A 12,265-nucleotide genomic window follows, 5' to 3' on the forward strand; every position below is an offset into this window, starting at 1 on the left:
GTTACAGATTAAAATTAACTCCCAAAACAATATTTCGTCCAATGTTTGGGATTCCATCTGTTTTTAATCTTGAAAGGTGTGCAATATATTTTTTATCGAACAAATTATTTCCGTTCAGGTTTACGTCAAAAGCAGTTTTGCCCAGTTTTACCGTTCCTCCAAAACCTAAGTTGACCAAAGTATAGCCTTTTGATGCCGTTTCAAAACCACTCACATTATCCTGATCAAAAGTCGAAGAAACATTCAAAGAAGCGTAACCTTCTTTGAACCAGTTTTTGATATTAAATTCGGTCCTAAGGGTATTGTTCCAGTTATTGGCAGGAATTAAAGGCAAATAATCATCGTTGTCTTTTTTACCGGTTACGGTTTCAAAACTGGTTTCAAAATGCAGCCAGTCTAAAGGATGCGGGTGAAAATGCAGTCCAATTTCTCCTCCAAATAATTTTGCATTATCCTGAATGTAGGCAAAAACATTATTATTATCTCTGATTTCTCCTGTTGGTGAAGTATAAATGTAATTGTTTATGTGGTTATAAAATCCGTTCACAAAGAATTCAAAATGCGAATTTTTGTATTCCAGATTCAAATCGGTCTGAACGTTTTGTTCGGTTTTCAAATCGCTGTTTCCTATTTCATAACGGTTGGTTCCTTCGTGAACACCGTTTGAAGTCAGCTCGGCCAAGTTTGGAGCTCTAAATCCGGTAGCTACATTTAATCGAAGTGTTAACGGTTCTGCTAATTTTGTTTTGTATCCCAAAGAAGCATTAAAACTGTCAAAAGATCGGTCTAAAGCTTCAAAAGAGCCTTCTTCTCCCACAATTCCGTGTGCTTCTGAAGTAACATTTCGGTTATCAAAACGTAAACCGGCTTGCAAAACGCTATTATTCCATTCGTAATTAGCAGTTCCAAAAACGCCAAAATCATTGGTTGTTGCATTCGGGATCAAATATTCTTCTCCGGAATTTGTATTGGTCTGATGCATTCCCTGAACACCTAAAATGGTTTCAATTTTACCGAATTTCGGGAAATGATATTTTGCATTATAATTAAAAGTGTTTAGTTTCATTCGAAGTGTAGCGTCGTTGCTATCTTCAAATTCGCTTCTGTCATTTGAGATGTAACCTAAATCAACGTCAAGTTTTGAGTTTTCAAAAAAGATCACATTATTTAAACTAAACAAATGATTGAAAATTCCCTGTTTTGGAAACTGAGTGTCTTTGCTCGAAGATTGTTCTGCAATTCCATCTTCCGGAATCCCGATGTCCAGTTTGTTGTAGTTGTATCGAAAAACGCTTGAAAATGTGGAGTTGCTGTAACCAATTCCAGTTTTAAAATCAGTTTCATTATAACGCGAATTGGTTACGCGGTCGCCATCGGCAATTTTATAGTCAGAATGTGTATTGAAACTTCCACGGGCAAGAAATTTCCAATTGTCTGTAGACGTTTTTAATCCGATGGAAGAATTGCTTCCCTGTGTATTTGTAAAATATTTTTGACTGAAATTAGCTTTGAATGTACCCGCATCAGCAAATTTTTCAGGATTGAAATACAAAACGCCTCCCAATGCATCAGAACCATACAATAAGGAAGCTGGTCCTTTGATTACCTCGACACTTTCGATTCCGGCATCGTTTAAACCTAAACCGTGTTCATCTCCAAACTGTTGGTTTTCGATACGAACACCCTGAGAATATACCAAAACACGATTTCCACTCAGTCCGCGAATTACAGGTTTTCCAATAGAAGTCCCTGTAGAAATCTGAGAAACTCCCGGAATTGTTGCCAGGCCTTCAATCAATGTAGAAGTTCCTTTTTGTTGTAATGTTTTGATGCTTTCGTGATCAATTTTCATTACGTTTTGTGACTGCAGTTTGTTAAAAGGAGTAGAAACCACGACTTCATCCATTTCCAGAATTGATTCTAAAAGCGTCACATCGAGCGTGTTTTCCTTTGTCAATTTTGCAATGGTTTTATTTTGATTTGAATATCCCACATAAGAAAAGGCAATACGCAAACTTCCGTTTGGAAGATTCTTTAATTCGTATTTCCCGTTTTCGTCAGTCGTAGTTCCTTTGTGTAATTCGGGAGCGTAAACAGAAACACCAGGTAATGGCTGATTTTGATTATCGGTAACAGTTCCTGAAACCGAATTCTGGGCAGAAAGTATACCCGAAAACCCCAAAATTAGGGCTATTATTATTTTTTTCATTTGAAAATGATTGCTATAGTTAATGGATTTTTCTTTTAAAGAGAAGCAAAAGAAACGCGAAGTTTACTGAATTTACATAGAAATGAAAATCAGGAAACCTAACTGAACTTTGAATTCAATTAAAAGGGTTTTGTTTCTTGGGGCGAAACTTTATGAAACTATAGCTGAAGGAGGACCCCGGAGTGTGTAAAGACTTCCTGAAAAGGAAATAATACTTTCTGAAAATCCAAAGAAATAAGGGATTTCCTGATGATTACTAAAAAACTGAAACGTGAAATTTTCAGGAGCAATGTAACTTCCAAAAGAAAAATGACAAACAAAACAAGAGTCATCGTCATGATGCTGATGCGTAATTTCACCATTTACATCATTGTAATTATGATGACATTTTTTTTCTGAAAGCTGTTTTGAAATGTGCTCATAACTATGGATGGACTGAAACAGTATTGATAGCAATACCATCAGACCCAAAGTAAAACCGGTTATGAGCTGTCTTTTTTTCATTACGGTACAAAGGTATAAAAGGCAAATATAAAAATGTTTGATTTTAACGCTTTTTATTGAAAATAGTGCAACAGAATATTTTTATGAAGAGTGAAAACAGAATAATTAGCATTGCAACCAAATCATAAACAATCATTATATTATATTTGTGTGTCAAATAAATATTTCTAAAAAACGTTTATTTAAAATCCTCATAAAACTCAAACAAACTATGCGATTATTTTTTAGTTGTTTATTTCTGATATCGTTTTTCAATGTTTTTTCGCAAGAAGAAAAACCTCAAGAAAAGCCGGTAATTAAAATTGATTCATTGTACAGGGAAGATCAGTTTTATTTTACGGTGGGCTATAATCTGTTGACTCAGACTCCGGAAGGGCTTAAACAGGATAAATTTTCTGCCGAGATTTCTGCCGGTTTTTTAAGAGATATGCCAATCAACAAAAAAAGAACTGTTGCCATTGCAGCAGGTTTAGGTTTAACGTATCAGAATTATTTTCAAAACCTGACTATTTCTGAAAGCCAGGACGGAACACTAATTTATGGCGTAAATGATTATAATGAGTTTGTTTCAAATAAATACAGGCAATATTTGGTAGATCTTCCCATTGAGTTTAGATGGAGAAATTCTACTTATGAAAGTCATAAGTTTTGGAGGGTTTATGCCGGATTAAAATTAAGCTATGTTTTAGCCAGCAAATCTGTTGTAGATGATGGCGAAAACACTTATATAGTTCGAAATAATTCCGATATCAACAGGTTTCAGTATGGCGCAACTATTTCTGCGGGTTACAACACCTGGAATGCTTATTTGTATTATGGACTGAATCCTTTGTTTAAAGACGTTAAAACTGTTTCAGGAGAAAGCGTAAAAATGAAAACCATGAGTGTGGGGCTTATTTTTTATATTTTATAACCACAAATACAGAAATAAAACCTGCGGAATTATTCCGATTAAAAATCCTATTAACAATTCCTTGTACGTATGGGCATTCATTTCAAGGCGAGATGAAGCTGCGATTCCGGTCAGTAAAATTAAAAGTGCCGGCCAGTACGGATTATGTAATTGCAAATGCATATTAAGTCCAATTACAAAAACGGCACAACCACTAATTGCCATCATATGCAGGCTGGCTTTTATCTTAAAAAGAGAATAAATCAGAGCCATAATAGTACTGAATAATCCGCCCAGAAAAAAGAAATGCAGTTCAGGGTAGCGAGTAATAACAATGCTTCTTTTTACCAGTAATATAAATAAAAAACACTGTAAAATTAAGGGTATTATTCGTTGCGAGGTTTCATGTATCATGACCGATTTTACATTACCGGTGGAGCGAAGCAATAGAAAAAATAATAAAGGGACAATAACGGTAATAATGAGTATTTGAAATAAAACAAAATATTTTTCCTGGATAGTAAAGGCATCATCTTTATAAAAAAGATAAAATAAGGTCGCATATATCGATATAAAAATTGGATGTAATATATAGGAGAATATCGGAAGTATTTTTTTCAAAATGCAGTAATTTGAGGTGTCTAACAAATATAATTGAAATATAAATAGCTTTTTGTAAACCCTTTATTTTTTAAGAAAATCACAACTCTTTTCAGTCTTTAATGTTTAATTTTGAAAAAAAAGAAACTTCTAAATGAGCGTAAACTTAAAAAGCCTTGTTTCGGTTCTTCATGCCGAATGGATTGGCTCAGATCTAACTGTTTTTATTGAACAGATTTCGATTGACAGCCGTTCACTGCAAAACGGTTCTCAAACTTTATTTTTTGCATTGTCCGGAGTAAATAATGATGCGCATTCGTATGTTTCGGAACTTATAGATAAAGGAGTTCAGAATTTTGTAGTTGAATATATTCCTGAAAATTGTGTCGGGAGAGCCAATTTTTTAGTCGTAAAATCTACTTTAGATGCCCTTCAGAAGTTTGCCGCTCATCACCGGCATCTTTTTGACTTTCCTGTTATCGGATTAACGGGAAGTAATGGAAAAACGATCGTAAAAGAATGGCTTAATTTTTTATTAAGTCCTGATTATAATATTATACGAAGTCCTAAAAGTTATAATTCACAGGTTGGAGTGCCACTTTCGGTGATTGCGATTAATGAGAAACATAATTTAGGTATTTTTGAAGCCGGAATTTCGACGGTGAATGAAATGGAAAAATTAGAGCAAATCATAAAACCCACAATAGGACTACTTACCAATATTGGAACTGCACACGACGAAGGATTTCTAAATTTAGTACAAAAGATTGATGAAAAACTGCTTTTGTTTAAAGACTGTCCGGTTATTATATATCAGAAAAATGAAATTGTAGATTCCTGTTTATCTCAATTTTCGGCCGAATATATGCTGCATCCCCGAAAACTTTTTTCATGGAGCTATACAGATAATACAGCGGATGTTTTTGTTTCGAAAAAAGAAAATAAAAATGAAACGACCCGTATTCAGTATCATTACAAAGGGAGAAGTTATGACTTAAAAATTCCTTTCAGTGATTCCGCTTCTTTAGAAAATGCAATTTCCTGCTTATTAGTATTGCTTAATTTTGAATATGATGCTGAGACGGTTCAAAATCGGATGTACGGATTGTATCCGGTTGAAATGCGCCTGGAAGTCAAAAATGGAATTCACAATTGCAGTATTATTGACGATAGTTATAGTTCTGATTTTCAATCACTTAAAATAGCGCTTGATTTTTTAGAAAGCCAAAAAAAGAATGCATCCAAAACAGTTATTTTATCTGATATTTTTCAAAGCGGATTTTCAAACGAAGAATTATATTCTAAAGTTTCCCAACTAATTGCAGATAATAAAGTCAATCGTATAATTGGAATCGGTACAACCATTTCGTTATTTAAAAACAAATTTTCGAATTGTATCACATATCAAAACACTGCCGAATTTATCAATGATTTTGAAAATCTGAATTTTAATAACGAAACCATTTTGATAAAAGGGGCAAGGTCATTTCAGTTTGAAGAAATTGTAGCTTTACTGGAAGAGAAAACGCATGAAACCATTCTCGAAATCAATCTGAATTCCATCAGCCATAATTTAAATTTCTTTAAATCTAAATTAGCAAGTGATGTCAAAATCATGGTTATGGTAAAAGCATTTGGCTATGGAAACGGAGGATTGGAAATAGCAAAATTGCTGGAACATCATAAAGTTGATTATTTAGGAGTGGCTTTCGCCGATGAAGGAATTTCACTTAAAAATGGCGGAATCAAATTACCAATCATGGTCTTAAATCCTGAATCGACGAGTTTTGCATCGATTATTCAATATCAGTTAGAGCCTGAAATTTATAGTTTGAAAGGATTAAATGCTTTTTTGAAGATTGCCCGTGAAAAGAATCTAAAAGATTTTCCGATCCACATCAAACTCGATACCGGAATGCATCGTCTGGGTTTTGAAGAAAATACAATAGACGAATTGATTGCTGCTTTAAAAGGAAATTCAACAGTACGCATTCAGAGTATTTTATCGCATATGGCGACTAGCGATGATATAAAGCATTATGAATTTGCAATGTCGCAAATTCGATTGTTCGAAAAACTCTCTTCAAAATTAATGAATGAATTAGGAGTAAACCCAATCCGTCATATCCTGAATACTTCCGGAATCAGCAATTTTCCGGATGCGCAATACGACATGGTACGTTTGGGAATTGGACTTTATGGTGTTTCAAACGATCCCTCAGAACAAAAATACCTGGAAAATGTAGGGACTTTAAAATCGATTATTTCGCAGGTTCGTACGATTCCTGCAGGCGACAGTGTCGGCTATGGAAGAAGATTCATGGCCGAAAAAGAAACCAAAATAGCAACAATTCCGATTGGTTATGCTGATGGGATTTCAAGATTATGGGGCAATCAGATAGGTTATATTACGATTAAAAATCAAAAGGCATCTATAGTAGGAAGCGTCTGTATGGATATGCTGATGGTAGATGTTAGCGAAATTGATTGTAAAGAAGGTGATTCGGTTACCATTTTTGGAGAATCTCCAACAGTAATAGAAATTGCAGAAGCTTTAAAAACAATTCCTTATGAAATTCTGACCAGTATTTCACAAAGAGTAAAAAGGGTATTTTTCAGATAGTTTTTAAAGAAACTTTCAATAAAATTACGTATTTTCGATACCTATTAATTACATAAAAATAAAGAATTATGGGATTTGTTTCAGAATTTAAGGAATTTGCAACGAAAGGCAACGTAATTGATTTGGCTGTCGGTGTAATTATTGGAGCTGCTTTTAATAAAATTGTAAGCTCATTAATTGATGATGTTATAACACCATTGATATTAAAACCTGCTTTAGAAGCTGCTCATTTATCAAGTATTGAACAATTAACGGCTTTTGGAGGCATAAAATACGGAATGTTTCTTTCGGCAGTAATTAACTTTATAATTGTTGCTTTTGTTTTGTTTCTAATTATTAAAGGAATAAACAATCTGAAAAAGAAAGAAGCACCTGCTCCTGCACCGCCTGCCGGACCAACTCAGGAAGAATTGCTTACACAAATTAGGGATCTTTTGAAAAATAAACAATAAAATACATACCGCTACACTAAGTCTAACTTAACCGTTCCATAATTGGGGCGGTTTTTTTTCTTTTTGTTTAATTTGTAACAATTTGTTATTTTTTGTGAATCGAATTGTAATCGTTTTTATTATCCTTACTTTTGCATTCTAAATTAGAACATTCATATAAAAAAATATAAAATGAGAATAGCGGTTGTAGGCGCCACCGGTATGGTTGGCGAAATAATGTTGAAAGTTTTAGCAGAAAGAAATTTTCCTGTTACAGAATTAATTCCAGTTGCTTCAGAGAAATCTGTAGGTAAAGAAATAGAATATAAAGGTCAGAAATATAAAGTTGTTGGTTTGCAGACTGCGGTTGATTTAAAAGCTGATATTGCTGTTTTTTCTGCAGGAGGTGATACTTCATTAGAGTGGGCTCCAAAATTTGCTGCTGCCGGTACAACGGTAATTGACAATTCATCTGCGTGGAGAATGGATCCGACAAAAAAACTGATCGTTCCTGAAATCAATGCCGAGTCTTTGACGAAAGAAGATAAAATTATTGCAAACCCAAACTGCTCTACGATTCAAATGGTATTGACATTGGCTCCTTTGCACAGAAAATACAATATCAAAAGAATTATTGTTTCGACTTACCAATCGATTACCGGTACCGGTGTAAAAGCGGTGAGACAATTAGAAAATGAATACGCAGGAGTTGAAGGTGATATGGCTTACAAATATCCAATTCACAGAAATGCAATTCCACAATGCGATAGTTTTGAAGCTAATGGATACACTAAAGAAGAAATGAAATTAGTTCGTGAAACTCAAAAAATACTTGCAGATAATACCATCAGAGTTACGGCTACTGCAGTTCGTGTTCCTGTTGTTGGAGGTCATAGTGAGGCTGTAAACGTTGAGTTTACAAATGATTTTGATGTAAAAGAAGTTCGCGAAATTTTACAAAATACTGACGGAGTAGTGGTTCAGGATGACCTGGATACGTTTTCTTATCCAATGCCTTTATTTGCAGAAGGTAAAAATGAAGTTTTTGTTGGAAGAATTCGTCGTGACGAAAGCCAGCCAAATACATTAAACATGTGGATCGTTGCTGATAACTTAAGAAAAGGAGCTGCTACAAACACAATCCAGATTGCAGAGTATTTAATTCAGGCAGGTTTGGTATAATCAAGAGGTTACGCAAAATTGTTATAAAGAAAAAACCGTAATTACCAAAAGCGATTACGGTTTTTTTGCGTCTTTTTGTGACTATATTTGATTTCTGAAAATAAGAATTAAAATGAAAGAAATAAACATAAAATATATAGAAGAGAACTATCTCGAATTTGAAGAAGTTTTAAAATTGACTAATTTTTCTCCTGATAAACTAAATCAGCTTATCGCAGACAAGATAATTCCGGGGCCTTCTTATGTTATTGATTCAGAAGTGAGAATTAGTTCTTCTTTAAATGATAATCATAAAATTATTTCTTCTAAAAAATATTTTGCTAAAAACATTCTTGAGCTTATAAAAGATAGCAGCGAAAAGAGTTATGAGAATCTGAAAGAAGATTTTAAACAAAATCTTTTATCAATTTTAAAAAAGCATAATCATAGAAAATTTGCATACGGAAATGTTTTTGATGAGAATGATGAAATAAACCTTGAAAAAACAAATGAATTGTTAGAGGAAGAATGGGATTATTTTTGTAAAGGTGTTTACGGAATTTGTACATTGTTTAATAATGAAAATGCGATTATCAAAAAAGAAATTATTATTAAACGAATTCTGGATTTTATTGCAAATAAAGATTTATTGGCGATAACAGAACATGAAAATTATTTAAAAGAGCTGAATGTCGAATTGAATAAATCAACGAGTTTATTTGCACCCTATCAGCGTGAAACGAGCAGCAGAGGAAAGTATCTTGATAAGTTATTGGAAGAATATACTTTAACGGATTTAATAAAAAGATACGATTAATTAAAAAAGGCGAAAATCACTGATTTTCGCCTTTTTTAATATTAATATTCCGGAGCCAGTTCAAGTTCCAGTCCTTCTAATTCTGTAGTAATTGGAATCTGACACCCTAAACGGCTGTTAGATTTAACATAAAATGCTTCAGAAAGCATGGCTTCTTCTTCATCTCCCATTTCCGGTAAAGCAACATCATTTAGAACATAACACTGGCAGGAAGCACACATAGCCATTCCGCCACAGGTTCCTTCAACAGGAAGTTCGTATGCTTTGCATAACTCCATTATATTCATTGCCATATCAGTTGGAGCCTGTAATTCGTGTATAACTCCTTCTCGATCTTTAATCTTTATTAATACATCCATTTTAAAATATTGGAATTTTACTTACTTAGAATTTGATAACGTGAACAAACTCTAAAATTATTTATTAACTATTTGGTTTTAAGCTAAATGCAAATTCTTTTCTGCTGCTTTCTTTCAGGTGCATTTTAGCCCCTAATATATTTCCGCCTTTTTCTAATAATGTAACAATGGCAATTACTGAATAATAATCTTTATCCAATTGAAAAATCAAAGTACCTTCATAAGTATTATTTACGACTCCTTGTTTATCTGTTGAAGATGATATTTTTCTTGGATGTGAAAATTCTGCTGAATTGTAAGCCGCCTTATTTGAAAATTTTGGCTTCCCTTCGCAAAAATCATATAAAAAATCATAATTACCTAATCTAAGGCTGCCTTCTTCATTGTTGTTGATAGAAAATACAATCTTTCCAGAATAAGTATAATCGGACCATTCTTCTGAATCATTAAGCCATGCTTTGTCTACAATTAATGTCTCTGAACTTTGTTGTGCGTAATTTATGCTAATAGAAAAAAATAATATAAATAGAATGTAATATTTTTTCATGATTTAAGATTTAAGGGGTTATGTTGCAAATTTAAGTTAAAAATGCAACAATTTCTCAATAGAATACCTTAAATCTTTATATTGTTTTTTGTCAAAATCATAAAAAAACATGTGTTTTAACAGCTTTATATAAAAAAATATTACAAAAGAGGTCAAATGGCTATTATTCTTATTGATTATTTCAAACTTAAAAACAAGAATAAATTACCCGTTTATTACATTATATTGACTACTGTTTCTATTTGTGGAGCATATTTTTTTATAGTTGTTTCTACACCCGCTTTTAAAGTCATCTGATTTACACTGCAACTTATGCATGCACCTTCAAGACGAACTTTTACATGTTTATCGTCTTCAATTGAAATCAGTGTAATGTCACCACCATCAGAATTCAAAAAAGGTCTGATTTCATCAAGAGCTAATAATACGTTGCTTGTTAATTCTTCTGTTGTCATAATATTAATGTATCAATTAGAGAATGTTGCTAATTAGAGAATGTGTCAATTAGAGAATGTGTCAATTAGGTAATTCTTAAAACGATCCCAATTATTTCATTATCTTATTTTCAAATTATCTAATTAACACATTGTCTCAATTATCTAATTTTTTTTAACTGCTGAACATCCTGCCATTGTTGTAATTTTTATGGCTTCTGTTGCAGGCAGGCTTTCGTTTCTGTTTACTGTTTCCTGAACTACATTTCTGGTAATTTCTTCAAATACAGTTTCAATTGCTGAAGCAGTTTGCAAAGCTGCTGGGCGGCCATAATCTCCTGCTTCACGAATAGACTGAACAATTGGTACTTCTCCTAAAAACGGAACATTCAAATCTTCTGCAAGATTTTTTGCTCCTTCCTGTCCAAAGATATAATATTTATTGTCAGGTAATTCTTCTGGTGTAAAGTACGCCATATTTTCAATAATTCCCAAAACCGGAACATTAATATTATCCTGCATAAACATAGAAACACCTTTTTTTGCATCTGCAAGTGCCACTGCCTGAGGTGTACTTACTACAACTGCTCCGGTGATTGGCAATGACTGCATAATAGAAAGGTGAATATCTCCCGTTCCAGGAGGCAGGTCAATAAGCATAAAGTCTAATTCACCCCAATCAGCGTCAAAAATCATTTGATTCAGGGCTTTTGCCGCCATTGGCCCTCTCCATATTACAGCCTGACTAGGTGCTGTAAAAAATCCTATAGAAAGTATTTTGATTTCATAACTTTCAACGGGCTTCATTTTAGATTTTCCGTCAACAGTAATCGAAATTGGTTTTTCATTTTCAACATCAAACATAATTGGCATTGATGGTCCATAAATATCGGCATCAAGAACACCAACTGCAAATCCCATCTTTGCCAGTGTTACAGCTAAATTTGCTGTCACTGTAGATTTTCCGACACCCCCTTTTCCTGAAGCAACAGCAATAATATTTTTGATTCCCGGAATGGCACGGCCTTTAATTTCGTTTTTCTCAGGAGTTTCTACCTTAATGTTTACTTTAACTTTTGCTTCTGGAGATACCAATTCAAGGATTGTCTTTTTGATATCATCTTCAGCTCTTTTTTTGATATGCATAGCCGGGGTATGAATTAGCAGGTCCACTACAACTTCGTCTCCAAATGTAATGACATTCGCAACAGCACCGCTTTCTACCATATTTTTTCCTTCTCCTGCTATAGTTATCGTTTCTAAAGCTTTAAGAATTTCTTTTCTATCTAATTTCATTTTGATATTGTATTTTTCTAATGATTGAAACTAATTTAAAAATGGAATTTATTCAAACTAATTTCAGATTGCAAAGATAACGGATTATGTTCAGATTTTTGCTGTTTTGAATTGTATTTGTTGATGGTCTGATTGAGTAAATAAATCAAAACAGAAACCGAAAAAATAGTTTTAGGGGTTTCAAAAAGTGATTAGGGCTAATTATTGGTTTTTTAAATACCAACTTTTTGACCCTGATATCTCTTTTAAAAAAATAGTAAGTCAAAAGCATGAAAAAAAACTATACTAAATATTGTTTACATAATTGTTGGTAATAAAGATACATTTTGGCGATAATGTTTTCCTAATAGTTATCAGAAACAGTATGATTCTTATAATTGTATAAACTCAAA

Annotated in this window: 12 protein-coding genes; 5 read left to right on the top strand and 7 right to left on the bottom strand. The window is 33.2% G+C overall.

What is annotated here, in order from left to right:
* Position 1: 1 nt before the first annotated feature.
* Complete coding sequence (locus JE46_RS04860; protein WP_031454139.1) at positions 2–2,209, bottom strand: TonB-dependent receptor; 2,208 nt, start codon at positions 2,207–2,209, stop codon at positions 2–4.
* Between the two features lie 150 nt (positions 2,210–2,359).
* Positions 2,360–2,713, bottom strand: coding sequence for a hypothetical protein (locus JE46_RS04865; RefSeq protein WP_031454140.1), 354 nt, complete (start codon positions 2,711–2,713; stop codon positions 2,360–2,362).
* A gap of 211 nt (positions 2,714–2,924) precedes the next feature.
* Here JE46_RS04865 and JE46_RS04870 point away from each other — a divergent pair, with 211 nt between their 5' ends.
* Complete coding sequence (locus tag JE46_RS04870) at positions 2,925–3,626, top strand: porin family protein (protein ID WP_031454141.1); 702 nt, start codon at positions 2,925–2,927, stop codon at positions 3,624–3,626.
* On the opposite strand, the gene JE46_RS04875 is transcribed toward JE46_RS04870, so the two are convergent.
* On the bottom strand, positions 3,621–4,226 hold the full coding sequence (locus tag JE46_RS04875; protein ID WP_031454142.1) for a hypothetical protein: 606 nt from the start codon (positions 4,224–4,226) through the stop codon (positions 3,621–3,623). The genes JE46_RS04870 and JE46_RS04875 overlap by 6 nt on opposite strands.
* Before the next feature lie 133 nt (positions 4,227–4,359).
* On the opposite strand from JE46_RS04875, the gene JE46_RS04880 reads away from it, so the two are divergent.
* The 4 genes from JE46_RS04880 (at position 4,360) to JE46_RS04895 (ending at position 9,237) form a co-directional block, all read left to right on the top strand.
* Complete coding sequence (locus tag JE46_RS04880; RefSeq protein ID WP_031454143.1) at positions 4,360–6,828, top strand: bifunctional UDP-N-acetylmuramoyl-tripeptide:D-alanyl-D-alanine ligase/alanine racemase; 2,469 nt, start codon at positions 4,360–4,362, stop codon at positions 6,826–6,828.
* Positions 6,829–6,896: 68 nt separating this feature from the next.
* On the top strand, positions 6,897–7,280 hold the full coding sequence (gene mscL, locus JE46_RS04885; RefSeq protein WP_031454144.1) for a large conductance mechanosensitive channel protein MscL: 384 nt from the start codon (positions 6,897–6,899) through the stop codon (positions 7,278–7,280).
* Positions 7,281–7,451: 171 nt separating this feature from the next.
* Positions 7,452–8,441, top strand: a complete 990-nt coding sequence (locus tag JE46_RS04890; RefSeq protein WP_031454145.1) for an aspartate-semialdehyde dehydrogenase — start codon at positions 7,452–7,454, stop codon at positions 8,439–8,441.
* Between the two features lie 112 nt (positions 8,442–8,553).
* Positions 8,554–9,237, top strand: coding sequence for a DUF6058 family natural product biosynthesis protein (locus JE46_RS04895; protein ID WP_031454146.1), 684 nt, complete (start codon positions 8,554–8,556; stop codon positions 9,235–9,237).
* 41 nt (positions 9,238–9,278) lie between these two features.
* Here JE46_RS04895 and JE46_RS04900 read toward each other — a convergent pair whose 3' ends face one another.
* The 4 genes from JE46_RS04900 to JE46_RS04915 form a co-directional block, all read right to left on the bottom strand.
* Complete coding sequence (locus JE46_RS04900) at positions 9,279–9,596, bottom strand: 2Fe-2S iron-sulfur cluster-binding family protein (protein WP_026982672.1); 318 nt, start codon at positions 9,594–9,596, stop codon at positions 9,279–9,281.
* Positions 9,597–9,660: 64 nt separating this feature from the next.
* Complete coding sequence (locus JE46_RS04905) at positions 9,661–10,143, bottom strand: hypothetical protein (RefSeq protein WP_031454147.1); 483 nt, start codon at positions 10,141–10,143, stop codon at positions 9,661–9,663.
* Positions 10,144–10,358: 215 nt separating this feature from the next.
* On the bottom strand, positions 10,359–10,598 hold the full coding sequence (locus JE46_RS04910) for a NifU family protein (protein WP_017494691.1): 240 nt from the start codon (positions 10,596–10,598) through the stop codon (positions 10,359–10,361).
* 144 nt (positions 10,599–10,742) lie between these two features.
* Positions 10,743–11,873 (bottom strand): Mrp/NBP35 family ATP-binding protein, encoded by a 1,131-nt coding sequence (locus tag JE46_RS04915; RefSeq protein ID WP_031454148.1) that lies wholly within the window; start codon positions 11,871–11,873, stop codon positions 10,743–10,745.
* Between the last annotated feature and the right edge of the window lie 392 nt (positions 11,874–12,265).

Source organism: Flavobacterium chungangense LMG 26729 (assembly GCF_000735715.2).
Taxonomy (GTDB): domain Bacteria; phylum Bacteroidota; class Bacteroidia; order Flavobacteriales; family Flavobacteriaceae; genus Flavobacterium; species Flavobacterium chungangense.

Bases quoted from the DNA above. Each gene is read 5' to 3' on its own strand.
- JE46_RS04900 (WP_026982672.1), bottom strand. From the start codon at position 9,596: ATGGATGTATTAATAAAGATTAAAGATCGAGAAGGAGTTATACACGAA.
- JE46_RS04880 (WP_031454143.1), top strand. From the start codon at position 4,360: ATGAGCGTAAACTTAAAAAGCCTTGTTTCGGTTCTTCATGCCGAATGG.
- JE46_RS04870 (WP_031454141.1), top strand. From the start codon at position 2,925: ATGCGATTATTTTTTAGTTGTTTATTTCTGATATCGTTTTTCAATGTT.
- JE46_RS04905 (WP_031454147.1), bottom strand. From the start codon at position 10,143: ATGAAAAAATATTACATTCTATTTATATTATTTTTTTCTATTAGCATA.
- JE46_RS04860 (WP_031454139.1), bottom strand. From the start codon at position 2,209: ATGAAAAAAATAATAATAGCCCTAATTTTGGGGTTTTCGGGTATACTT.
- JE46_RS04895 (WP_031454146.1), top strand. From the start codon at position 8,554: ATGAAAGAAATAAACATAAAATATATAGAAGAGAACTATCTCGAATTT.
- JE46_RS04915 (WP_031454148.1), bottom strand. From the start codon at position 11,873: ATGAAATTAGATAGAAAAGAAATTCTTAAAGCTTTAGAAACGATAACT.
- mscL (WP_031454144.1), top strand. From the start codon at position 6,897: ATGGGATTTGTTTCAGAATTTAAGGAATTTGCAACGAAAGGCAACGTA.
- JE46_RS04865 (WP_031454140.1), bottom strand. From the start codon at position 2,713: ATGAAAAAAAGACAGCTCATAACCGGTTTTACTTTGGGTCTGATGGTA.
- JE46_RS04910 (WP_017494691.1), bottom strand. From the start codon at position 10,598: ATGACAACAGAAGAATTAACAAGCAACGTATTATTAGCTCTTGATGAA.
- JE46_RS04890 (WP_031454145.1), top strand. From the start codon at position 7,452: ATGAGAATAGCGGTTGTAGGCGCCACCGGTATGGTTGGCGAAATAATG.